We start from the raw sequence: 22,212 nt of genomic DNA, 5'->3' as shown, positions 1-22,212 counted from the left end.
GCCTCTGGTAGAATCGCGGTCATGAGCGATTTCAATACGATAGTCCAGACCATTGCGGTGTACCTGGTACCGGTGCTGTTTGCCATTTCCCTGCATGAGGCGGCGCATGGTTACGTCGCCCGCTATTTCGGTGACCCCACGGCTTCGAACGAGGGCAGGCTGAGCCTCAATCCCATCCGGCATATCGATCCTTTCGGCACGATCTTGCTGCCTTTGATGCTGTATTTCGCGATCCAGGTACCGTTCGGCTATGCCAAGCCGGTGCCCGTCGATTTCAGCCGCCTGCGCAATCCGAAGAAGCAGATGGCCTGGGTGGCGTTTGCGGGGCCTGGCGCCAATTTCGTCATGGGCCTGGGCTGGATGATTGCCTTTGTCGTGCTCAGCGTTATGCCGCCAACGGAAATGGGCATGTTTTTCCGCAAGATGGCGGGCGCCGGCGTCAGCGTGAATGCGGCCATGTTCGTCTTTAACCTGATTCCCGTGCCGCCCCTCGATGGCGGACGCATCATGACGGGCTTGCTGCCGATGCAGCTGGCGCGTCCTTACGCCAGCATCGAGCGCTACAGCCTGTATGTGTTCGGTGCCCTGGTGCTGCTGATGTATACGGGCGTATTGAACCGCGCCTTGCTGGCGGCAATCGAATTTGTCATAGGCATTTTTGTCACCATGGTCACGCCCCTGACGGCTCTGTTGACGTGATACAAGCAACTGGATAGTCGCACATAATTGATGGAAGTACCGATGCAAGCAATTGAACCAACAGTAGAAACCGAAGCGATTTCCGGCTGGCTGCGCCGCTGGGCGCCCCTGATTCCGGGCGGCGAGGTGCTGGACCTGGCCTGCGGCGCAGGCCGCCATGCGCGCCACCTGGTGAGCCTGGGCCACCCCGTGATCGCGCTCGACCATGATCCGGAAATGCTGGAAAAAGCGGCCGGCACGGGCATCACCACGTCACTGGTGGATCTGGAAGCGCCGGGCGCCGTATGGCCCTTCGCGCCCGGCCGCTTTGCCGGCATCGTCGTCACCAATTATCTGCACCGGCCGCTGCTGGAAGCCATGGTTGCCAGCCTGGCGCCCGATGGCGTGCTGCTGTATGAAACGTTTGCCGAGGGCAATGAACAGTTCGGCAAGCCGTCGAATCCGAAATTCCTGCTGAAGGAAGGCGAAATGCTGACCTGGGCCGTGCAGCAGGGCTTGCGTGTGGTAGCGTATGAGGATGGGCGCGTGGAACAGCCAAAAGCTGCTCTGGTGCAACGAATTTGCGCGGTCCGGCCGGATTTTCCACGGTTGGCAGCGCTGCTGCCGACGTTTTGAGCGGCCATACTATGTCAGAATGCACCACAGGCGCGGGCTATCCGCTACAATCGTTGTTTTATTTATCGGCGCTATAAACTTACTATGATCAAGGGCAGCATTGTAGCAATCGTCACCCCGATGCACGCAGACGGCAGTCTGGACTTTCCAGGTCTGCGCAAGCTGATCGACTGGCATATCGCCGAGGGTACGGACGGCATCGTCATCGTTGGCACAACGGGCGAATCGGCAACAGTCAGCGTGGAAGAACACTGCGAACTGATACAGTTGACCGTCGAACATGCCAAGGGACGCATTCCTATCATCGCCGGCGCCGGAGGCAACTCCACGGCCGAGGCCATCAAACTGACGCGCTACGCAAAAGAAGCGGGCGCCGATGCTGTCTTGCAAGTGGTGCCATACTACAACCGTCCTACCCAGGAAGGCATGTACCAGCACTTCAAGGCCATCGCCGAAGCCGTCGACATCCCCGTCATTCTGTACAACGTGCCGGGCCGTACTGTTGCCGACATGAGCAACGAGACCATCGTGCGCCTGTCCGCCATCCCGAATATCGTCGGCGTGAAAGATGCGACCGGCAATATCGGCCGTGGCATCGACCTGCTGCGTTTGGTTCCAGCGGACTTCGCCGTGTACTCGGGCGATGATCCGACCGCCATGGCGCTGATGTTCTGCGGCGGCCACGGCAATATCTCCGTGACGGCCAACGTCGCGCCACGCGCCATGCACGAACTGTGCGTCGCGGCCATGGCGGGCGAGCGCGCCACGGCGATTGCCATCAATAACAAGGTTTTTCCTCTGCACCAGAAGTTGTTTGTCGAGCCCAACCCCGTGCCCGTCAAATGGGCGATGGCCGAAATGGGCCTGATGCCTGCCGGCATACGCTTGCCACTGGTGCCGCTGGCTGAAAATTGCCATGCCACCGTGCGCGATGCCTTGCGCGACGCCGGCATCCTGTCTTAAGACCGAACTTCAAGCCCGGACTTGACCAGTCCGGACCTTCCCTGATTCCAGCTGCTACTTAGCTTCTTATCCAGTTACGACATGACTAATTGCAAGAAAAACCAATCGGCGCCTGCCACCACCGCCGTCCGCGGCATCGTCATCGGCGCCATCGCAGCCAGCCTCGCGGGCTGCGGCATGATCAGTTCGGTAGTCGGCGGCGACAAGGTCGACTACAAGTCGGTCAAGAAAGCCGGCACCCTGGACGTGCCGCCTGACCTGACGCAATTGCAGCAGGACAACCGCTACTCGCTGCCGGATGCGAAAAACGGCGTGGCCACAGCTTCCGGCTACAACGCGCAGCGCAACGCCACGGCCGGTACGCCCGTCGTCGTGGGCGCCGACGGCGTGGTCGGTGTCGTGCCGGTCACGGCAGGCGGCGTGAAGGTCGAGCGCGCGGGCAACCAGCGCTGGCTGGTCGTCAAGCAATCGCCTGAAGTGCTGTGGCCGCAGCTGAAGCAATTCTGGGAAGATTCGGGCTTTACCATCGCCATCGACCAGCCGACGGCTGGCATCATGGAAACCGAATGGAACGAAAACCGCGCCAAGATCCCGCAAGATATCATTCGCAGCACGATCGGCAAGGTTTTCGACGGCCTGTATTCGAGCGGCGAAAAAGACAAATACCGCACCCGCGTGGAGCGCCTGGCCGATGGCTCGACCGAGATCTACATCAGCCACCGTGGCGTGGAAGAGGTCGTCACGGGCCGCGACAAGGAAACCACCACCTGGACCGCGCGTCCCAACGATCCAGGCCTGGAAGCGCAATTCCTGGCCAAGCTGATGACGCGCCTGGGCGCGGCCAGCGACGATGCGCAAGCGAAGACGGCTGTCGATGCCGCCATCGTGCAGCCGCAGCACGCCAAGCTGGTCGGCGACGCCGCCACGCCGGCGCGCGCAATCGAAGTCGATGAAGGTTTCGACCGCGCCTGGCGCCGTGTCGGCCTGGCGCTGGACCGCGTCGGCTTCACCGTGGAAGACCGCGACCGCACGCAAGGCACGTATTTCGTGCGTTACGTCGATCCGGACGCAGTCAAGAAAGACGGTTTCTTCTCGAAACTGTTCAGCTGGGGTTCGTCGTCCGACAAGGACAAGGAAGCGCAGCGCTACCGCGTCCTCGTCAAGGCCGGTACGGGCTCGACCAGCCTGGTCAGCATCCTCAGCAACGAAGGCCAGCCAGATACCTCGCCAGTGGCAGAGAAGATCCTGGGCTTGCTGAACGATCAGTTGAAGTAAGATTCGCCGAGTGGTGACTATCAAAAGCTGCCACGCATCATAAAAAAGGCTGGCCCGGTGGAAACCGGGTCAGCCTTTTTATTTTGGGTACGCAATAGATGCTTGCGACGCCCAACAAAAAAGCCGGCCCGAAGGCCGGCTTTCTTTAGTGCAGGGTGCTAAATTACTTAGCAGCCGATGCAGCAGCCGAAGCAGCCGAAGCAGCGTCGGTAGCGGCCGAAGCGGCAGCCGAAGCAGCAGCAGCAGCGTCGGTAGCGGCCGAAGCAGCAGCGTCAGCAGCAGCAGCTGGAGCAGCTTCAACTGCTGGTGCTGGTGCTGGGGTTTCAACTACTGGTGCTGGTGCAGGAGCTTCTTCTTTTTTGCTGCAAGCAGCCAGAGCAACAACCATCAGGGAGGCGATCAGCAGGGATTTTTTCATTTGTTTTCCTTAATTATTTCAAAAAATAAATCAACATTGTTGCGATGAATAATTACCGGTAATTATCGCTCGTTAGGTCGTCTTCGAAGGCTTTTCGTACCAGGTGGTGCCTGCCAGACAACGGAAACTTCCTAACCGAATATTATAGCGATTTTTGGTGCGTCGCAATAGGAGCAAGAGGCAAATTCGCAACTATTTTGTGATATCGCAATATTTACCGAAGCAAATTGCAAGCAAGTGTAAGCGATTTGCGAAAGCGCGACAAAACGATATAAAAATAATATCTTTCTTTGCGCTGGCGCAGAAGCTGTTATTTTACCTACTGTAATACCACTTTGCTACGCTGCACCCATTCAAGCCAGTTCGATCCAGCCATCCTGATACCAGGTATACAAGGCATCCATCACGTCATCGGAAGCCTGGGCCACGGCGGCGCCATCGAGGGCGCGTTCGTTGGCCAGGGTTTCCAGGGCCGCTTTGTCGGCCTTGCCAATGGCAAACGATTCGCCATTGATGAAGACATTCTTGCCACGATACAGCATCAGCGTCTTGCGCGACAACACGACACCTTTTTTCTGTGCGGCGTCCGCGAAGCGGCCTACCGTCAGCGGCTTCGACAGCGGCGTGAAAAACACATTGTGTTTCGGTTCCGACAGGTGTTCGCCGAGGAAAATCGTGACGTCTTCTTCCGTGAAGCGCACCTTGTTCAGCTCTTCCGCGATGGTGCTGAGCATTTCCCGGGGGATTTCCGCCGGCTTGCCCGACGCTTTCAGGTCCGGATCGCTGTAAATGCCCGGCAAGTCGATCGAATCGGCCATGAATTGCAGGAACGCTTCGCCCAGTTCCTGGAACGAAGGCGAGCGGAAACCGATCGAATATGTCTGGCAGTCGCCGATGGCCACGCCGTCGTGTGCGTAGTGGGGCGGCAGGTACAGCATGTCGCCCGGTTCCAGGGTGAATTCTGCGTCGGGCGTGAAGTTGCTGAGGATTTTCAGCGGCAAGCCGTCGATCAGGCTCAGGTCCTTCTGCGCGCCGATGCGCCAGTGGCGCTTGCCCTGGCCTTGCAGCAGGAACACGTCATAGGAATCGAAATGCGGGCCCACGCCGCCGCCATCGGTGGCGAAGCTGACCATCAGGTCGTCCAGCCGCGCGTCCGGCAGGAAACGGAACTGGCGCAGCAGGGCGTCGGCCTTGGCGCTGTGCAGGTTGGCGCCCTGCACCAGCAGCGTCCATTCCTTCTGTTTCAGCGAAGGCAGGCTGGTCAGCGGACCTTGCTGCATGTTCCAGTGGCCATCCGCATGGCTGACCAGGCGCGATTCGACGTGATCGAGGGTAGCCAGCTCGGCCAGGGCCTTGAAATCGAACAGCGCCTTGAAGCCCGGTACGGCTTGACGGATCAACAGGGGCTTTTTGTGCCAGTAGTCGCGCAGGAATTGCGCCGGCGTGATATCGCCGAGGAGAGTTAATGTTTTCATGCGCCCATTATAACAACCGGAAATGCAGGAATGCGCCTGCCGTTGGCGGCGTGAAGGTATAATTTGCCAGCTTATACAATGAAAGGAAGCATAATGAAGATTGCCAAAAATACGGTCGTGACTGTCAACTACAAACTGTCAGACGCGCAAGACAATCTGATCGAAGACGGCCGTCAGCCGATGGTCTACCTGCACGGTGATTATGAAAACACCCTGCCGAAGATCGAAGAAGAACTCGACGGCAAGGAAGTCGGCTATTCCAACACGATCCAGATCGAACCGGATGATGCTTTCGGTGAATACGATCCAGCCCTGGTCAAGGTCGAGCCGCGCAATCGCCTGCCTGAGCCGCTGGAAGTGGGCATGCAGTTCGAAGGCATGCCGGAAAGCGATTCGCCGGACGAAGAAGCGATGATTTTCACCGTCACCGATATCGCCGACGACAAAGTCGTGCTGGATGGTAACCATCCACTGGCCGGCATCGCGCTGCGCTTCTCGCTGACCGTCGCTGACGTGCGCGCCGCCACCGATGAAGAAATCGCCCATGGCCACGTGCATGGCGCACACGGCCATGACCATGGCGATGATGAAGAAGAGGGTGACGAAGGCGATCACTTCCGTTCGCATCCGATTCACTAATATCGCTTGTTCCAGGCCGGCTACATGCCGGCCTGTTTGCTGATGCGCTAGCGGCGTACAGTCGACGCCTTGGCACGCGCTTGGGCCGATGGCCTGACTGCGCGTTGACGCACCTCAAAGAATGGCGTCTTGCCTGGCCGTACGGCGATGGCGGACCAGTCGTTGTCGATGCTGACGTGGCCCAGGTTGTCTTTCCAGCTGATTTTCGGCCCGCCTGCCTTGGCCGCGGCCTTTTTACTTTTGCCTTCCTTGCCGTCCGCGTCGCCATCGCGCTGCGTATCGACCAATAACACCTTGCCGCTGAACTTCTTCGCCAGGGTACGGACCTGCTTGCGCGGTCCGGCAAAGCCATCCTGTTTTGAGCTGAAGCTGGGCAGCAGCGAATTGTCGTCTTCGTCCAGCACGCCCATGTCGCCGTCGGAAAACAGCACGATACCGTCGAGTTTCTTGCGTTGCGCCATGGCGAACAGGCGCTGCAGCCAGGAACGGTTGGCGACCAGGCGGTCTTCGAATTCGCTGTTGCGTCCCGCTTCCGGCAGGAAATGGTTGTTATTCGCGGGCAGGTTGATGGTGGCAAACAGCACGCCGCCATATTCCCAGTGGGCGTTTTCCGCATAGCTGCGGAACTTCGCCGTCGATGACAGCCGCGACAGGGTCAGCTTGCGCTGGCCCAGGCTCTGGTCGTCGGCGAAATACACGTCGCGCAAGCGGTTCAGGCGTTCGATGGCGTTGACCCTGCCGCGCGAGTTGCGGCAGTTGGCCCAATCGCTGGCCGACAGTGAGACGATCAGCGGCGGGCCGCTGGCGTCGAGCAAGTCCTTGCGCTGGCTGTACAGCTTGTCGCTGCACGATTCGCTGGCCGCCTTGATGCCGGTGGCCACGACGAAAGATGCATTGAAGGCGCTCGTGTCGGCGATGGCTTTTTTCAGGGGGCCATCGTCCGGTCCGGCGTTGAAGGAGTGGCCCAGCACAGCAAATTCGAAGCCGGCCTGGTCGCTCTGGGCTGCCAGCGCCGCTTGCCATGGCAGGCTGGCAGCCAGCAAGCCGGCGGCCAGCAGGTGTATCGTGCCGCGCCGGAGGGTCATGCGGCGGCCAGCCGTTTCAACTGATACAGCTGCTCGAGGGCATCGCGTGGCGTGAGCGCATCGGGATCGAGGTCGGCGATGGCGTCGAGCAAGGCTTGCTGTGCCGCATTCAGTGCGGCCAGCGGCGCCGATGCTTCCTCTTCTTCCTCCTGCGCATACGGATCGGTTGCCGGCGCGGCGAACAGGTCGCGCTGCGGCGTGGCGTCGAGCGCCTGCGCTTCCAGGCGCGCCAGGTGCTTGCGCGCGGCCTTGATCACGGGCTGCGGCACGCCAGCCAGTTGCGCCACCTGCAAGCCGTAGCTTTGCGAGGCGGGGCCCGGCTGCACGGCGTGCAGGAAGACGATGCTGTCCTTGTGCTCGACGGCGGACAAGTGCACGTTGGCGGCGCTCGGGTGGCTGTCCGGCAGTTGCGTCAGCTCAAAGTAATGTGTGGCGAACAGGGTGAAGCTGCGGCTCGTATCGATCAGATGGCGCGCGATGGCCCACGCCAGGGCGAGGCCGTCGAAGGTCGAGGTGCCGCGGCCCACTTCATCCATCAGCACCAGCGAGTGCTCGGTGGCGCCGTTCAAAATGGCCGCCGATTCCGTCATTTCCACCATGAAGGTCGAGCGTCCGCCCGCCAGGTCGTCGGTGGCGCCGATGCGCGTGAAGATGCGGTCGATGGGGCCGATGGTGGCGGACGCGGCCGGCACGTAGCTGCCCACGTAGGCCAGCAGGGTGATCAGGGCCACCTGGCGCATGAAGGTCGATTTACCGCCCATGTTCGGACCGGTAATCAACAGCAGGCGGCGTTCGTTGACGAAGCGGCAGTCGTTGGCGATGAAGCGCTCAATCTGCTTTTCCACCACGGGGTGGCGGCCTTCGACGATGTTGATGCACGGCTCGTCGACCAGTTGCGGCGCAGCCCAGTTGTGCTGCTGCGCATGTTCCGTCAGCGCATTCAGGGTGTCGAGCTGGGCCAGACCCTGCGAGATCGTCTGCAAGGTGCCGATGTGCGGCGCCAGGTCGGCCAGCAGCAGGTCGTATAGCATCTTTTCGCGCACGAGGGCCTTGTCTTGTGCCGACAGGGCCTTGTCTTCGAATACCTTGAGTTCCGGCGTGATGTAGCGCTCGGCGTTTTTCAGGGTCTGGCGGCGGCGATAGTCGTCGGGTACCTTGTCCGTCTGGCCGTGCGTCACTTCAATATAGAAGCCGTGCACCTTGTTGTATTCCACGCGCAGGTTGGCGATGCCCGTACGGGCCCGTTCGCGCGTTTCCAGGTCGAGCAGGAACTGCCCCGCGTTTTCCGACAGCGCGCGCAATTCATCGAGTTCCGCATCGAAACCGGTGGCAAACACACCGCCGTCGCGCACCATCGCGGCCGGTTCCTGCGCCACGGCGCGCACCAGCAAGTCCAGGCAGGCGGTCGGCGTCGCCAGGGCCGTGTGGATGGCGGCCAGCAAGCCGGTTTCTCCGCCCTGGCCAGGACCATAGCAGCGCACGACGTCGCCGCGCAGGGCCGGCAGTTGCAGCAGGCCGTCGCGCAGGGCGGCCAGGTCCCGCGGACGCGCCGACAGCAGCGCGATACGCGTGGTGATGCGTTCGATATCGGGCACTTGCGCCAGGGTGGCGGCGAGCGGACCGGCCGCTTCGCTTTGCGCCAGCGCGGCGATCGCTTCATGGCGCGCGCGCGCCACCTTCTGATCGCGCCGCGCATGGTGCAGCCAGTGGCGCAGCATGCGCGAACCCATCGCCGTGCGGCAATGATCCAGCAGGGAAAATAAAGTGGGCGATTCCTGGCCACGAATGGTTTCCGTCAGTTCCAGATTGCGGCGCGTGGCCGCGTCCAGACCGATGAACTCGCTTTCCGTTTCCGTGATCAAAGAACGCACGTGCTGCAGACCGCGTCCCTGTGTCGACTGCGCATAGCGCAGCAGCGCACCGGCCGCACCGAACGCGGCGCCCAGGCCATCGGCGCCAAAGCCCGTCAAGGTCGCCACGCCCAGCTGATCGAGCAGGGCCTTGTGGCCGCCCACCACGTCGAAATGCCAGTCCGGCACGCGGTTGATGTGTGTGCCCGCATAGTCGTCGAACAGGCTGCCATTGTCGCCGCTCAAGATTTCAGCCGGCACGATGCGTTCTAGTTCCTGCTGCAAGCGTACGGCCACGGTGCTGCTGTCGCCGGAAAACTCCATCAGTTTCAAGGCGCCGCTGGCCAGCGACAGCCAGGCCAGACCCGTGGTCACCGTCTTGCGCTGCGTGATGCTGCACATGGCCAGCAGCGGACGCTCAGCCTTCTCTGGCAGCAAGTCCGCATCCGTCAGGGTGCCGGGCGTGACCACGCGCATGACCTTGCGTTCAACGGGGCCCTTGCTGGTGGCCGGGTCGCCGATCTGTTCGCAAATGGCCACCGACTCGCCCAGCTTGACCAGCTTGGCCAGATAACCGTCGAGCGAATGAAACGGCACGCCGCACATCTTGATCGGATTGCCACTGGCCACGCCGCGCGCCGTCAGGGTAATGCCCAGCAGGCGCGACGCTTTTTCCGCATCCTCGAAAAACAGCTCGTAGAAATCGCCCATGCGGTAGAAGACCAACATCGTCGGGTGGTTCTCCTTGATGCCTAAATATTGCTGCATCATGGGCGTGAGTTTGCTCTTGGCGATGTTTGCCAGTTCGGTATTTGACTGCATATTCATTGTAAGTCTTTGATTTTAAGCGTTGTTCTGTGTGGTGTTCGTGTGCCTGGCGGAGCCTGCGCGCATCGTCGTCGCCCCTCGCCTTGCACGGCGGGGATGTTCATTGAATATACGCGTGATCAAATTTTCCGCAGCAGGCCACACTTTACCATCACCGGGTGGCGAGGGCTGCGACGACTTGTGAGGGGAGGGATGAATTTTTGTCAAAGCGGTACGCTTGACTGCGGGCGCGGGACGCCGCTGTGGTGCCGGCAGGATTTCCCTGGCCGCTAGCCGCAGACATCGGCCCTGTCGCGCACGGATTGCAGGGTGTACCCGCATGGCTGGCCGGACTCCGTGTCGCTTGCCGCACCTGATCCCTCACGCCATGCCGATGGGCGGGATCAGGTGCGGGGCATTACATCAGGACATTCCCGCCGACTGAACTTTCCGGGTCAAAGGAAAATACGCGCAATTCTGGCGGCGAGTCTTCGCCGCGCATGATGCGTACGGTGATGACGAAAGACAATTCCCAGCGGCCGCTTGCATAGCCCACGTCCAGCGTATGTTTCCATTCCTGGCGGATATGATGCAGCGTTGGCGGTACGGTATCACCCAGCAGTTGCTGGATTTCGAAGTCCAGTGGCAAGCTATAAGTGGCGCCTACGGCTTGCAGGAAGGGCGATGGCGGTGAGTAGATGGTAGGGACTTTCGGACCGATCTGCGTCAGTTGCGGCACGCTGATGATGCAGCAATCGATGATCTGGAACGAGCTGAAGCCGCTCTCCTTGGAGCCGCAGCAAGTCACGTCGAGATAGACATGTTGTCCCTTCTGGAAGTGTACCCCGCCCATATAGGGGCCATGGCGTGGATCGGCCGTGCCGTCGCACGAGGTGAAGCTGTAGTCGAGCTGGTTGGTAATTTGATCTGCATCAAAATGCACGGATAACTTCATCCAAGGGCTTACAGGCGTCATGTTTTACGATCTCTTTTCAGGTTAATAATAAACTGCTGGTAGCGAGCATCTCGTCGCAGGTTCAACAGATCGGGGGCTGACTCGATCAGATTGAGGGGATAGCCAAGCGTGCTGGCTTGTTGCAGCGCAGCCAGCGCTTCTCCGCGCATATCCGTAAGTTCATACGTGAGGGCGGCGCGAAACTGCACGTCAGCCATTTCTGGGGCGAGACTAAGTGCGTGCTGCACGCCCAGTAGCGCGGCTTGCTTTTCTTCCGTGTAGGCCTGGTAAAGCGCCAGGCGCGAAATGACGGTGACATCGTTGGGTTTGCGTTCGACGATGGGCCGTAGCAGGGCGATGGCGCGCGCATAGGATTGTTTGGACGCCTGCATTTGCGCCGGAACCCAGCGTTGTGCATCGGCCAGATTGGCCCACAGCAAGTAGATGCCGGGACTGCCCTTGGTTTCGGATACGGCATTCTCAAACGCCTGCACGGCACCCAGATAGTCGCCCTTGGCAAACAGCGTTGTTCCTAGGTTGGTGTAAAGCTCCCAGTATGGAGCGATCTGTAAGCCTTGCTGCAAGACCTGTAGCGCTTCCACATCGCGATTCAGCCTTAACAGCGTGGCGTTGAGGAAGGCATAGGTGCTGGGGGAGTGGGGCGACATGGAAATACTTTTCCGGAAGCCTTGTTCGGCACGGGGGTAGTCTCCCTGCCTATACTGCATGACGCTAAGCAAGGTTACAAACACATGCTCGCCGGGATAGGCCGTCATGGCCTGGTCCAGTATGGACTTGGCCAGATCGAATTTATTGGTGGCGATCAGTACGCGTGCCTTGCAATACAAGCCGAGGAAACTGTTCGGTTCGAGATTCAGGGCGTTCGTCGTCGCATGCAACGCTTCGTCGCTCTTGCCCTGTATTTCATATACCCATGCTTGCGCGACATGCGCCAGTGCCAGTTGATTGTCTGCTTCCAGAGCCTGCCTGGCATTGATTTCAGCCCGATGTAGCCAGGTATCGTCGCGGCCCTCTCCTATATAGCGCAGGCTCGATGCGAGAGATAGCCCTGCGGCCGCCGCGGCATTATTGGGGTTGTGCTGTAACACAGTCGAGAAATGCGTGACCGCCTGTTTCTGGCTATTGTCCTGGTCAAACGTGCGCATGGCGTCCATGCCAGCCTTCATGGATCCCACTTCGGAGTACGGCAAGGTGCCATGGTGGTCACGCCAGGACATTATCAGCTCGGGGCCTTGCCATGCGGTAAGGCCCAGTACAAGGATGGCGCCAGCCGCCAGCAGGCTGCGCTTGAGCGGTAGTTGTAGGCGGATGGCAATCGAAGTCGGTGGTTTGACCGTTGGCGCATCGGCTACCGGTACTGCCTGTGTTACCGGTCCGTTTTGCCGCGCCTGTATGACGTCGCGCACGTCGCGCATGGTGCGTGGCCGTTCGGCCGGGTCGTGCGCCGTCATCGCGCGCACGAGGGCGTTGATGGCGGGCGGGACGGAGTCGGGCAGGTCGGGCCACGGTTCCGTCGCCTGCATGTGGGCGGCGGCCAGGGCCAGGCCGTTCAGGTGGGCGAAGTGGCGCTGGCCGGCCAGCATTTCGTACAGCATGGCGCCCAGCGCGTAGACGTCGCCACGCGTGTCGGGCAGGCGGCCCATCAGGCGCTCGGGCGCCATGTAGGCGATGGTGCCTTGCAGGTCGCACAGGGTCGTCGTTTGCGTGGCTTGCGGGTCGATGTGGCGGGCCAGGCCGAAATCGAGGATGCGCACTTGACCGTCCGCTTCCAGCATCAGGTTCGACGGTTTCAGGTCGCCGTGGACGAGGTCCATGGCGTGCGCCTCGTCCATCGCGTCGGCGATCTGGTAGGCGATGTCGAGCGCCGTTTGCAGGTCCGCCTTGCCGCTGTGCATGAACTGGCCCAGGGTCTGGCCTTCGACCAGTTCCATGACGATGGACTGGCCAGTGCCCTGGCCTTCGATGGCGAAGATGCGCACGAAGGCCGCATGCTTGAGCGAAGCGGCCAGGCGCGCTTCATTGATCAGTTTTTCCGGATGCAGCACGTCGGCTTGCGGTTTCAGGCGCTTCAGCGCCACGCTACGGCACAGCTTGGCATCCCACGCTTCGAATACATGGCCGAAACCGCCTTCGCCCAGCAAGCGGCGCACTTCATAGTGCCCGCTGATCGTGTCGTCTTGCAGTGGGGGCTGACGCAGGGAGTCGAGCAGTTCCATATACCTTGGCTTCAGAGTGCATCAACACGGGCGTCAAGCATCGAAAAGGGGTAATGCGATGATTGAATGCCCAAGATGATTGATTTTGAGTAACTTCCTGATTTAAAACGATTGTTTAAAATAAGTCAATTAATATTGGCAAGGAGTGAACAGAAACTGCTGGCAGTCGCCTTTGCGCATTTCTGCCGCAGGCATGCGCGGTTACGCCACACAGGCATCGATGGCCGTGCCCAGCTTGTCGACGATCTCATCGACGTGGCTGGCGTCGATGATGTAGGGCGGCGCCAGCAGGATGTGGTCGCCGTGCAGGCCGTCGATGGTGCCGCCCATGGGATAGCACATCAGTCCGGCTTGCATGGCTTGCGCCTTGATGCGCGCGTGCAGGCGGCGGGCCGGGTCGAACGGCTGTTTGGTATTGCGGTCCCGCACCAGTTCCAGTCCCAAGAACAGGCCGCGGCCGCGGATGTCGCCCACGTGCGCGTGGCTATCGAAACGCTGGTGCAGCCGCTCTTGCAGCAAGCCGCCCATGGCGCGCACGTTGGCCAGTAAATCGCGCTCCTCGATCTGTCGCTGCACGGCCAGGGCGGCGGCGCAGGCCGTGGCATGGCCGATATAGGTGTGGCCGTGCTGGAAGAAGCCCGTGCCGGCGCGGATGGTATCGCGGATATTTGTCGATACCATCACGGCGCCGATGGGCTGGTAGCCGGCGCCGAGGCCCTTGGCGATGCAGACCAGGTCGGCCGTGATGCCTTCCTGCTCGCAGGCGAACAGGCTGCCCGTGCGGCCCATGCCGCACATGACTTCGTCGAGGATCAGCAGGATGCCGTGGCGCTGGCAGATGTCGCGCATGCGCGCAAAGTAGCCGGCCACGGCGGGCAGGGCGCCGGCCGTGGCGCCGACGACGGGTTCGGCGATGAAGGCCATGATGTTGTCCGCGCCCAGTGCGGCGATATTGTCTTCCAGTTCCTGGCCCAGGCGCGCCACGTAGTCGCCATCCGTTTCATGCGCCTGCTGGTCGCGCCAGGCGTAGCACGGTGAAACGTGGGTCACGCCGATCAGCAGCGGTTCGAACTGCTGGCGGCGCCAGGCGTTGCCGCCCGTGGCCAGCGCGCCCAAGGTGTTGCCGTGGTAGCTCTGGCGGCGTGCGATGACGTGGCGGCGCTGCGGCTGGCCCCGTTCCACGAAATACTGGCGCGCCAGCTTGAGCGCGCTTTCCACCGCTTCCGAACCGCCCGAGACGAAATAGACGCTGTCGATGCCGGCTGGTGCCCGGGCGACGAGGAAATTGGCCAGCTGCTCCATCGGTTCGCTGGTGAAAAACGAGCTGTGCGCGTACGCCAGCGTGGCAATCTGCTGCTGCACGGCGGCGATCACGGCCGCATCCGAATGACCGAGGCAGGAGACGGCCGCGCCGCCGCAGGCGTCCAGGTAGCGCTTGCCATCGGCATCGATCAGGTAAGGACCATCGCCGCCCACGGCGACGGGATAGCTGGCGGTCAAGCTGCGGTGGAAGACATGGCTCATGGCATCGCTTTCTTATCGGCAAGTGGGATGGTCGATTATAGGAGGCGTTGCGCGACATTGCAACGATTGATGTGTTTGTTTTTAATTTACATCATTTGATGTTTTTGCGTAGGCGCCCAGCGCCCGCAGCTGGCTTTCCGCCGCGCCGATGGCGTGCACGGCATCGGGCCCCGCGCGCGCCACCAGCAGTTCCACCAGGCTTTCCACGGCCGCGACGCCGGCCACGATGGAAGGGAAGAACGAGGGGCTGTCGACGGCGATGACGATGCTGGCGTCGGACTGCAGGGCCAGCGGCGACATGGCGCTGTCGCTGATGGCGACCACCTGGCAGCCGGCCATCCGCGCCGCCTGCGCCACCAGCAGCGCTTCGCTCGAATACGGCGCGAAGCTGACGACGACGACGGCTTCGCCCGCCTGCAGGGCGCGCAAGTCCATTTCCAGGGTGCCGCCCTGGCCGCTCAGCAGTTGCACGCTGGGGCGCAGCAGCCGGTACAGATAATGCAGGGTGTAGGCGATCGGGTGGGCGGCGCGAAAGCCGGCCACGTGCACGCGGGGCGCCGTCTGCAGCAGGTTGGCGGCCGCATCCAGGGCGGCATGGTTGGCGCTTTCCGTGGCGGCCAGGTTGCGCTGCTGCACCGTGAACACTTCGGTGACCAGATTGCCGTCCTTGCCGGCCAGCGCACCCGCTTTTGCCGCATAACCGGCCGGTCCCGCGCGCAGGCGTTCGACAAAGATGGCTTTCAGTTCGGGCCAGCCGGCAAAGCCCAGCTGCTGCGCCAGGCGCACGAGGGCGGCCGACTGCACTTGCGCGCGCGCGGCGATGCTGCGCATCGACGAGACGGCCACTTCATCCGGATGGTCGGCCAGGTAGCGGGCGCCGGCCTGGAATTGCGGGCTCAGTTCCGCATGCCGCGCCTTGATCAGGTCCATCAGTGCCGCATAGGAATCGTGGGGTGTCGCTGCCTGCATCGCCGTGCCTCATTGAATAGGTTGCGGCGATGGTACAGGATTCGTCAGCGCATCGGTAGCGATGTGCCTTGCGCCCGGGCCGCCGTGCGTGGACGCAGCCGGGCAAACAGGTGCGGCCCGGCCGGTTTGCGGTGCGGTCCCGCCGTCAGCACGCGCAAGGCCGTGGGCAGCGGCACGTCGTGGCAGTGCAAAAACAGGGCGGCGGCGCCCGTGCCGGCCATTTCCTGCAAGGCCAGCGCATGCTCCACCAGCGCCGCCGTGCGCATGTCGAGCCGCACCGGGATGTCGGGTTGAAATAACTGTGTGTCGACGTGCCGTGCATCGCGCATGCTATCCCCGCCGGGTTCGATGGTCAGACTGCCAGCATAAAAGCGCCCCGGCGCCGCCACTTTGCGTTAAATCAATTCCTGTGTCGGATAGATTCCACAAGGCAAAAAAACGCCAACCGTCACCGGCTGGCGCTGAAACTCCTCAAGGAAGAAGACATGTATTCCAACGACGTTTCGACGCCTGACAAAACCATCGCGAGCGGCAGTGATTTGTGGCCGAGAAGCGCAGCGGCACTGTAGTGCCGTGAGCATCGCCGGCCGCAAAGCGCGCCGCGCAGCCGGTTTGGTCAGGTGTCCATCACAAGCTCCAGCGTACGGATAAACCCACGACCTTGTCATAGCGCCGCACGTCGCGCACATAGTCCGGCGTGTCGTGGTAGTCGCGATAGGTCGAGTCGAGCAGGTTGTTCGCGTCCAGGGTCACCGTGGTGTTCGGGTTGAGCTTGTACGATACCGACGCGTCCAGGGTTTTGGTGGGCGCCACGGTCAGGTGGATGCCCTTGCCGCGGTAGTTGTAGTCGTCGACGTATTTGTCGCGCCAGCTGTAGGCCAGGCGCGCCGACCACGGTCCCTGTTCGTACAGGCCGACGATATTGGCCGACCACTTCGACATGCCCGTGAACGGGTGCACGCTGCCATTCAATTCTTCCAGTTCGCCCGTCATGTAGGTGGCGTTCGCCTGCAGGCCCAGGCCGCTCATCCAGCCTGGCAGCTTGTCGTAGAACTGCTGGTACGCCATTTCCAGGCCTTGCAGATGGCCCTTCGAGGTGTTGCGCGGACGCGTGATGTCGTACTCGATGCCGCCATACGTTTCCTTGGCCGACCCCGACAGGATGTAGTTCTTGAAGTTGTGGCGGAACACGGTGGCCGTGACGGAACCCGTCTGCGCGAAATACCATTCCAGCGCCACGTCGAGGTTCTTGCCTTCCACGGGTTTGAGGTCGGGATTGCCGCCGCTGCCCGTCGGACGCACCATCTCCAGACTCTGGCCCAGGCTCACGCCGGGGTTGAAGTCGGCGAAGTTCGGGCGCTGCACGGCCTTGCCGGCCGTCATGCGGGCGATCAGGTCCTGGCGCAGCATGGCTTTCAAGGTCATGCTGGGCAGCACGTCCGTATCCGAGGTTTTGACGCGCACGGGCGTGACGATGCCGTTTTGCGAGGAATTGCCTTGCAAGTCCTGCTTGGTCTGCACCACGCGCACACCCAGGGTGCCATCGACCGGTACTTTCGCCAGGTCAAAGCCGATGCGCGCCTTGCCGTAGACGGCGTTGGTTTTTTCCACATCCTTGTAGTGGGTCATCGGATCGTCGGGGCTGCGTTCGCTGCTGCCCGTAAACAGCTGGCGCAGCGCGGCCGTGTTGTTGAGCATGAAGTCGCGGCACGGCGTGAGCCAGCTTTGCAGGCCGAAGTTGCCCGTGTTCTCGTGCGAGGCGCAGGCCAGGCCGGGAATCGCGTCCGCGGTCATGATCGACGTCAGCCCGCCCTGGCCATTCTTTTCGCGGATCGATTCGGCCTTGCGCTTGGCCAGGCGCACGCCGCCCGAAAATTCGCGGAAGAAGCCCGTGCTGTCCATGTCGTAGGTGACGTCGCCGCGCCAGTCGGTCGAGCTGCCTTCGTCGTGGCTGTGATTGTCGTAGAAACCGAGCAAGGTGTAGTTCTTCGGATCGAGCATGTTGTAGCCGGGGTAGCTGATCTGCGCGCCGCCGTTCACGTTCGTGCTGCCGATGATGCTGGTCGGATGGGCGAGGAAATCGAGGATGGGAAATTCGCGCTCGAAGTTGCTGACCGTGCGCGCCAGCTCCGTCGTGGCGCGCAGTTGCGGCGTGATGTCCCAGCGCGCGCCGATGGCGCCTTGCGAACCGATCGAGCGGTCGCGCCGCGCCTGGGTCGAGCCCAGCGTGAACGGCGACCATGGGCCGTCGATCTTGCCCACCGTGGCCGCCTGATTGGTGCCGGGGATCAGGGTGATGTCCGGGTTCTGGCCCCACGGCAGCGAACCGACGAAGAACTGGCTGTCGAACGCGTGCTTGATCAGGGTTGACATGCCTTCCGCATACACTTCCACCTGCGAGTTCGGGCGCCACTGGAAGGCGGCGTTGGCCGCGTAGCGCTTGCGGTCGCCCACGGTCGGGATCATGCCGACGGAATCGGGACCCGTGATGTTGCCCGCTTCCTGGCGCTTGACGGGTTCGGCGTTCCAGATCGTCTCGTCATAGTATCTGCCGCGCTGGTAGGACAGGCCGAGCAGGGCGCCGAATTCGCCGTATTGGGTCTTCCAGCGGTTCGAGACCATGCCGCTGACGTTCGGGTCCGTCGAGCCGGACTTGTCGCGGTGTTCGGCGCGCACGTTGCCCGATGCCGTAAAACCCTTGAAGTCGAACGGGCGGTTGGTGCGTACGTCGATCACGCCGGCCGTGCCGCCTTCAACCATGTCGGCGCCCTGCGATTTGTACACGTCCACGCGCTGCAGCATGGCCGTCGGAATGTCGGCCAGGTACAGGCTGCGGCCCACGGAGGTGAACATTTCGCGGCCGTTGAGCAGGGTCACCACGCCAGGCAAGCCGCGGATGATGACGGTACCTGCTTCGCCGCCTTCGCGGCGGACCTGCACGCCCGTCACGCGGCCGAGGATTTCAGCCACGTTCTTGTCGGGGAATTTGCCGATTTCATCGGCGACGATGGAGTCGACCACCTGGTCGTTGTTTTTCTTGATCGTCTGTGCGCTCTGTGCCGCCCTGCGCACGCCCGTGACGGCGACGACGGCGATGCCGCCATTGTCGGCCGGGGCTGCCGCCGCTGGTACCGTTTCTTCCACTGGCGTTTCCACGGCGGGCGCCTGTTGCGCCCAGACGGAGGCGCTGCTCAGCAGGCCTGCGCCGGTCAGGGCGGCCACCGTCGCCTTCAAGGTCAAGCGTGTATTTTGTCGGGGCGTGCGGGTGCCCGTTGCCATCGATTGCATCATCTTGTCTCCACCTGTATTTTAGTTATGTTGAGAACGCTGCGGCAGTCGCCGCCAGAGCTGGAACTGGCTCAGGAAGCATGGTAGGGGCGAATGACTTTGCGCCACAAATGACTTCTTTTGCGATGTCCATATCAATTCCGGTATCCCTGCCGCATTCATGCACCTGCCGGCCTTGCCCGCTCTCCACACGTGGCGAAAATAGTTTTGTATTTTTTGCCGGTGACGGCGTTGAGGTAGCGATGCAGCGGCACCAGATGGGGCGTCGCCATCCCACTCAATGAAAGGAAGCACCATGTTGGCATCCACTATCACCGAACCGTTGCTGCGGCACTTGCAAGCGGACGGATATCAGGCGCAGATCGACAGCGATGGCGATATCGTCTTCCGTTTCGAAGGCATGGGCTATGTCCTGTGCTTTGACGCCGATGACGCGCAATTTGGGAAACTGCTGTTGCCGAATGTGTGGACCATCGATACGCCGGAAGAGTTGCTGCGCGTGCGTGCCGCGCTCGATGAAGTCAACCGCCGCATCAAGCTGGTGAAAGGCCATGTGCAGCGCGGTCAGGTATGGTTCTGCATCGAGATGCTGCTGCTCGAACAGCAGCACTGGACGCATTTCCTCGCGCGTGCCACCCGCGCCATCGCGCATGCGGCGACGCTGTTTGCCAGCGAGATGCGGGCCGGCGCGCTGGCCGCGCAGGCGATCGGGAAAGCCGGCGCCGACTGAGGCGTCGGGATGAAAAAGGGCGGCCCGCAGGCCGCCCTCATATGCCCTCAGGCTGCGTTTACGCTTCGGCCACGCGCTTGGCGATGTGCGCCAGCGCTTCTTCCACCTGGTCGATCAGGATCAGGCACAGATCGCCTTCGCCGAGGCGCGCCAGGGCCTTGTCGATGGCGACGAATTCGCCGTTGATTTCATCGATATGGCTGGTGCGCTTGGCGCCGTTCAAGCCCTGGCGCAGCAATGCCACGACTTCGCCGTCGGCGCGGCCGCGCTGGCATTGATCCTGGTACAGCAGCACGTCGTCGAAGGCGGCGCCGAGGATTTCCGTCTGCTGGCGGATGTCTTCGTCGCGGCGGTCGCCGGCGCCGCTGATGACCACCGAGCGGCGCTTGGCCGGCATGCTTTCCACGGCCTGCACCAGCGCCAGGATGGCGTCCGGATTGTGGCCGTAGTCGGCGATCAGGGTGGCGCCCTTGTAGTCGAACACGTTGAAGCGGCCCGGCGCATTGTCGGCTTCATTGGCAAAGGTTTTCAGGCCCAGCGCGATGGTTTTCCAGTCCAGGCCCACGGCCCAGGCGGCGGCCAGCGACGCCATGACGTTGTCGACCTGGAAGCCGATGGCGCCGTTGCGCGTGATCGGCACCTGCGACAGGGCGATTTCGTGGCGTTCCTTGCCTTGCGCCGCGACCAGCTTGCCGTCTTCCACATACACGACGCGGTTGCCCTGCGCGCGGTGCGTGGCCATCACGGGATGGGTCTTGTCGGCGGCGAAGAAGGTCACCGTGCCGCTGCAATTCTTGGCCATGCGGGCCACGGCAGGATCGGTGGCATTCAGCACGGCCACGCCGCTGTCGGCCACGTTCTGCACGATCACGCGCTTCAGGACCGCGAGGTCTTCCACGGTGGTGATGTAGTTCAGGCCCAGGTGGTCGCCCGCGCCGATGTTGGTGACGACGGCGACCTGGCAGCGGTCGAAAGCCAGGCCTTCGCGCAGCATGCCGCCGCGCGCCGTTTCGAACACGGCTGCGTCCACGTCCGGGTGCAGCAGCACGTTGCGCGCGCTGCGCGGGCCGCTGCAGTCGCCGCTGTCGATCTGGCGTCCTTCGATGTACACGCCATCCGTGTTGGTCATGCCCGTGCGCAGGCCGGAAGCCGTCAGCAGGTGGGCGATCAGGCGCACGGTGGTGGTCTTGCCGTTGGTGCCGGTGACGGCAACGACGGGAATGCGGCCGTCGTCGCCCTCGGCGAACATGGCGGCGATGATGGCTTCGCCCACTGGGCGCGGCTTGCCGAACGATGGCGCCAGGTGCATGCGCAGGCCAGGCGCGGCATTCACTTCGACGATGCCGGCGTTTTGTTCTTCCAGCGGTTTCAGAATGCTGTCGGAGACCACGTCCACGCCGCAGATATCGAGGCCCACCATGTGCGCGGCCGCGACGGCGCGCGCCGCCACTTCCGGGTGCACGTCGACGGTGACGTCGGTGGCCGAGCCGCCCGTCGATAGGTTGGCGTTATTGCGCAGGATGACGCGCTGGCCGACCGGCGGCACGGAGTCGGCCACATAGCCCTGCTTGGCCAGGCTGGCCAGGGCGATGTCGTCGAAGCGGATCTTCGTCAGCGAGGTGGCGTGGCCGCTGCCGCGGCGCGGGTCCAGGTTGACCTGGTCGACCAGTTCGCGCACCGTGTGCTGGCCGTCGCCCACCACTTGCGGCGGGTCGCGGCGGGCCGCCGCCACCATCTTGTTGCCGATGACGAGCAAGCGGAAATCGTGGCCCGGCAGATAGCGTTCGACGAGGATATCGTCGCGGAATTCCTGCGCCGCGAGGAAGCCGGCCGTCAGCTGTTCGCGCGTGGTGACGTTGACGGTGACGCCCTTGCCCTGGTTGCCATCCTTCGGTTTCACGACGACGGGCAGGCCGATCTCGCAGGCGGCGGCCCAGGCATCGTCCGCATCGACGGCGACGCGGCCTTGCGGCACGGGCACGCCGGCCGAGTCCAGCAGCTTCTTGGTCAGTTCCTTGTCCTGTGCGATGGCTTCGGCAATCGCGCTGGTGCCGTCCATTTCGGCGGCCTGGATCTTGCGCTGCTTGCTGCCCCAGCCGAACGTCACCAGGCTGCCTTCGGTCAGGCGGCGGAACGGGATGTTGCGGGCCACGGCGGCGTTGACGATGGCGCCCGTCGATGGACCGAGACGTACGTCTTCATCGAGCTCCTGCAACTGGTGCAGGGCGCCGGCCAGGTCGAACGGCGCATCGTTGAGCGCGGCGCGGCACAGCTGCTGCGCCAGTTCCAGGGCCAGGCGGCCGACGGCTTCTTCCGAGTATTCGACGACGACCTGGAAAATGCCCGTTTCCAGGGTCGGCGTGGTGCGGCTGAAGGTGACGGGGCAGCCCGCTTGCGCCTGCAGGCCCAGCGCCGCCAGTTCCAGCACCTGCGCCATCGGCGCGGCGTTGTAGTTGCCCAGCGGTTGCAGCGGGCTCAGTTGCGGAAAGAGTGCGCGCAGGCGGGCTTCGAAGCCGGGCAGCTGGGCGATGTCGAGTTCCTGCGTGGTGCAGGAAACAATGGCTTCCACGGCGGTGTCGTGGCTCCAGAGGTTAGGGCCACGCAAGGCCCGTACGCGAGATACTTCCATAATTAAACCGTAATCCTGTTGTGTTCTTGTGGGCCCGGCCGTCCTGGCCGGGCT

General features: G+C 62.5%; 17 protein-coding genes. 6 read left to right on the top strand and 11 right to left on the bottom strand.

Annotated features, from left to right (window positions below):
• Nucleotides 1-21: 21 nt before the first annotated feature.
• The 4 genes from MRBLMS1_RS07365 (at nucleotide 22) to bamC (ending at nucleotide 3,552) form a co-directional block, all read left to right on the top strand.
• Nucleotides 22-699: a site-2 protease family protein gene (locus MRBLMS1_RS07365; RefSeq protein ID WP_034750684.1), complete on the top strand. Its 678-nt coding sequence runs from the start codon at nucleotides 22-24 to the stop codon at nucleotides 697-699.
• 42 nt (nucleotides 700-741) lie between these two features.
• Nucleotides 742-1,314, top strand: a complete 573-nt coding sequence (locus MRBLMS1_RS07360) for a class I SAM-dependent methyltransferase (protein WP_436480337.1) — start codon at nucleotides 742-744, stop codon at nucleotides 1,312-1,314.
• Nucleotides 1,315-1,398: 84 nt separating this feature from the next.
• Nucleotides 1,399-2,277 carry a 4-hydroxy-tetrahydrodipicolinate synthase gene (gene dapA, locus MRBLMS1_RS07355; protein ID WP_034750679.1) on the top strand — a complete coding sequence of 293 codons (879 nt, stop codon included), beginning with the start codon at nucleotides 1,399-1,401 and terminating at the stop codon, nucleotides 2,275-2,277.
• Nucleotides 2,278-2,358: 81 nt separating this feature from the next.
• A complete protein-coding gene (gene bamC / locus MRBLMS1_RS07350) occupies nucleotides 2,359-3,552 on the top strand; it encodes an outer membrane protein assembly factor BamC (protein ID WP_485878624.1) in 1,194 nt (397 codons plus the stop codon).
• A 163-nt stretch (nucleotides 3,553-3,715) separates the two neighbouring features.
• Here the strand turns inward: bamC and MRBLMS1_RS07345 are convergent, their stop codons facing one another.
• On the bottom strand, nucleotides 3,716-3,970 hold the full coding sequence (locus tag MRBLMS1_RS07345; RefSeq protein ID WP_034783358.1) for a hypothetical protein: 255 nt from the start codon (nucleotides 3,968-3,970) through the stop codon (nucleotides 3,716-3,718).
• 353 nt (nucleotides 3,971-4,323) lie between these two features.
• Nucleotides 4,324-5,445, bottom strand: a complete 1,122-nt coding sequence (locus MRBLMS1_RS07340; protein WP_485878621.1) for a JmjC domain-containing protein — start codon at nucleotides 5,443-5,445, stop codon at nucleotides 4,324-4,326.
• A 93-nt stretch (nucleotides 5,446-5,538) separates the two neighbouring features.
• Between MRBLMS1_RS07340 and MRBLMS1_RS07335 the strand changes: the two genes are divergently transcribed.
• A complete protein-coding gene (locus tag MRBLMS1_RS07335; RefSeq protein WP_070303515.1) occupies nucleotides 5,539-6,084 on the top strand; it encodes an FKBP-type peptidyl-prolyl cis-trans isomerase in 546 nt (181 codons plus the stop codon).
• Between the two features lie 47 nt (nucleotides 6,085-6,131).
• Here the strand turns inward: MRBLMS1_RS07335 and MRBLMS1_RS07330 are convergent, their stop codons facing one another.
• The 8 genes from MRBLMS1_RS07330 to MRBLMS1_RS07295 all read right to left on the bottom strand — a co-directional run bounded on the left by MRBLMS1_RS07330 (nucleotide 6,132) and on the right by MRBLMS1_RS07295 (nucleotide 18,802).
• Nucleotides 6,132-7,169, bottom strand: a complete 1,038-nt coding sequence (locus MRBLMS1_RS07330; RefSeq protein WP_485878618.1) for a hypothetical protein — start codon at nucleotides 7,167-7,169, stop codon at nucleotides 6,132-6,134.
• Nucleotides 7,166-9,841, bottom strand: a complete 2,676-nt coding sequence (gene mutS, locus MRBLMS1_RS07325; protein WP_485878617.1) for a DNA mismatch repair protein MutS — start codon at nucleotides 9,839-9,841, stop codon at nucleotides 7,166-7,168. Before mutS ends, MRBLMS1_RS07330 begins: the two co-directional genes overlap by 4 nt.
• A gap of 403 nt (nucleotides 9,842-10,244) precedes the next feature.
• Nucleotides 10,245-10,769, bottom strand: a complete 525-nt coding sequence (locus MRBLMS1_RS07320) for a hypothetical protein (protein WP_128142291.1) — start codon at nucleotides 10,767-10,769, stop codon at nucleotides 10,245-10,247.
• A gap of 29 nt (nucleotides 10,770-10,798) precedes the next feature.
• The gene (locus MRBLMS1_RS07315; RefSeq protein WP_485878615.1) at nucleotides 10,799-13,018 is read right to left on the bottom strand and encodes a serine/threonine-protein kinase; all 2,220 of its coding nucleotides are present in this window, start codon (nucleotides 13,016-13,018) and stop codon (nucleotides 10,799-10,801) included.
• 201 nt (nucleotides 13,019-13,219) lie between these two features.
• On the bottom strand, nucleotides 13,220-14,542 hold the full coding sequence (locus MRBLMS1_RS07310) for an aspartate aminotransferase family protein (protein ID WP_485878614.1): 1,323 nt from the start codon (nucleotides 14,540-14,542) through the stop codon (nucleotides 13,220-13,222).
• Between the two features lie 81 nt (nucleotides 14,543-14,623).
• Nucleotides 14,624-15,511, bottom strand: coding sequence for a MurR/RpiR family transcriptional regulator (locus MRBLMS1_RS07305; RefSeq protein ID WP_456150676.1), 888 nt, complete (start codon nucleotides 15,509-15,511; stop codon nucleotides 14,624-14,626).
• A 44-nt stretch (nucleotides 15,512-15,555) separates the two neighbouring features.
• Nucleotides 15,556-15,840 carry a hypothetical protein gene (locus tag MRBLMS1_RS07300; protein WP_456150675.1) on the bottom strand — a complete coding sequence of 95 codons (285 nt, stop codon included), beginning with the start codon at nucleotides 15,838-15,840 and terminating at the stop codon, nucleotides 15,556-15,558.
• Between the two features lie 298 nt (nucleotides 15,841-16,138).
• Nucleotides 16,139-18,802: a TonB-dependent receptor gene (locus MRBLMS1_RS07295; RefSeq protein WP_485878612.1), complete on the bottom strand. Its 2,664-nt coding sequence runs from the start codon at nucleotides 18,800-18,802 to the stop codon at nucleotides 16,139-16,141.
• 292 nt (nucleotides 18,803-19,094) lie between these two features.
• Here MRBLMS1_RS07295 and MRBLMS1_RS07290 point away from each other — a divergent pair, with 292 nt between their 5' ends.
• On the top strand, nucleotides 19,095-19,529 hold the full coding sequence (locus tag MRBLMS1_RS07290; protein ID WP_051991083.1) for a hypothetical protein: 435 nt from the start codon (nucleotides 19,095-19,097) through the stop codon (nucleotides 19,527-19,529).
• Between the two features lie 58 nt (nucleotides 19,530-19,587).
• Here the strand turns inward: MRBLMS1_RS07290 and cphA are convergent, their stop codons facing one another.
• Nucleotides 19,588-22,158 carry a cyanophycin synthetase gene (gene cphA, locus MRBLMS1_RS07285; RefSeq protein ID WP_485878610.1) on the bottom strand — a complete coding sequence of 857 codons (2,571 nt, stop codon included), beginning with the start codon at nucleotides 22,156-22,158 and terminating at the stop codon, nucleotides 19,588-19,590.
• Between the last annotated feature and the right edge of the window lie 54 nt (nucleotides 22,159-22,212).

This window comes from Massilia sp. LMS1-1-1.1 (genome assembly GCF_040815535.1).
GTDB classification, from domain to species: domain Bacteria; phylum Pseudomonadota; class Gammaproteobacteria; order Burkholderiales; family Burkholderiaceae_D; genus Janthinobacterium; species Janthinobacterium aestuarii.
Note: the sequence above shows the minus strand (reverse complement) of the source record. Positions and strands in the feature narration are given on the sequence as shown.

Bases quoted from the DNA above. Each gene is read 5' to 3' on its own strand.
- MRBLMS1_RS07365 (WP_034750684.1), top strand. From the start codon at position 22: ATGAGCGATTTCAATACGATAGTCCAGACCATTGCGGTGTACCTGGTA.
- MRBLMS1_RS07360 (WP_436480337.1), top strand. From the start codon at position 742: ATGCAAGCAATTGAACCAACAGTAGAAACCGAAGCGATTTCCGGCTGG.
- dapA (WP_034750679.1), top strand. From the start codon at position 1,399: ATGATCAAGGGCAGCATTGTAGCAATCGTCACCCCGATGCACGCAGAC.
- bamC (WP_485878624.1), top strand. From the start codon at position 2,359: ATGACTAATTGCAAGAAAAACCAATCGGCGCCTGCCACCACCGCCGTC.
- MRBLMS1_RS07345 (WP_034783358.1), bottom strand. From the start codon at position 3,970: ATGAAAAAATCCCTGCTGATCGCCTCCCTGATGGTTGTTGCTCTGGCT.
- MRBLMS1_RS07340 (WP_485878621.1), bottom strand. From the start codon at position 5,445: ATGAAAACATTAACTCTCCTCGGCGATATCACGCCGGCGCAATTCCTG.
- MRBLMS1_RS07335 (WP_070303515.1), top strand. From the start codon at position 5,539: ATGAAGATTGCCAAAAATACGGTCGTGACTGTCAACTACAAACTGTCA.
- MRBLMS1_RS07330 (WP_485878618.1), bottom strand. From the start codon at position 7,169: ATGACCCTCCGGCGCGGCACGATACACCTGCTGGCCGCCGGCTTGCTG.
- mutS (WP_485878617.1), bottom strand. From the start codon at position 9,841: ATGCAGTCAAATACCGAACTGGCAAACATCGCCAAGAGCAAACTCACG.
- MRBLMS1_RS07315 (WP_485878615.1), bottom strand. From the start codon at position 13,018: ATGGAACTGCTCGACTCCCTGCGTCAGCCCCCACTGCAAGACGACACG.
- MRBLMS1_RS07310 (WP_485878614.1), bottom strand. From the start codon at position 14,542: ATGAGCCATGTCTTCCACCGCAGCTTGACCGCCAGCTATCCCGTCGCC.
- MRBLMS1_RS07305 (WP_456150676.1), bottom strand. From the start codon at position 15,511: ATGCAGGCAGCGACACCCCACGATTCCTATGCGGCACTGATGGACCTG.
- MRBLMS1_RS07300 (WP_456150675.1), bottom strand. From the start codon at position 15,840: ATGCGCGATGCACGGCACGTCGACACACAGTTATTTCAACCCGACATC.
- MRBLMS1_RS07295 (WP_485878612.1), bottom strand. From the start codon at position 18,802: ATGATGCAATCGATGGCAACGGGCACCCGCACGCCCCGACAAAATACA.
- MRBLMS1_RS07290 (WP_051991083.1), top strand. From the start codon at position 19,095: ATGTTGGCATCCACTATCACCGAACCGTTGCTGCGGCACTTGCAAGCG.
- cphA (WP_485878610.1), bottom strand. From the start codon at position 22,158: ATGGAAGTATCTCGCGTACGGGCCTTGCGTGGCCCTAACCTCTGGAGC.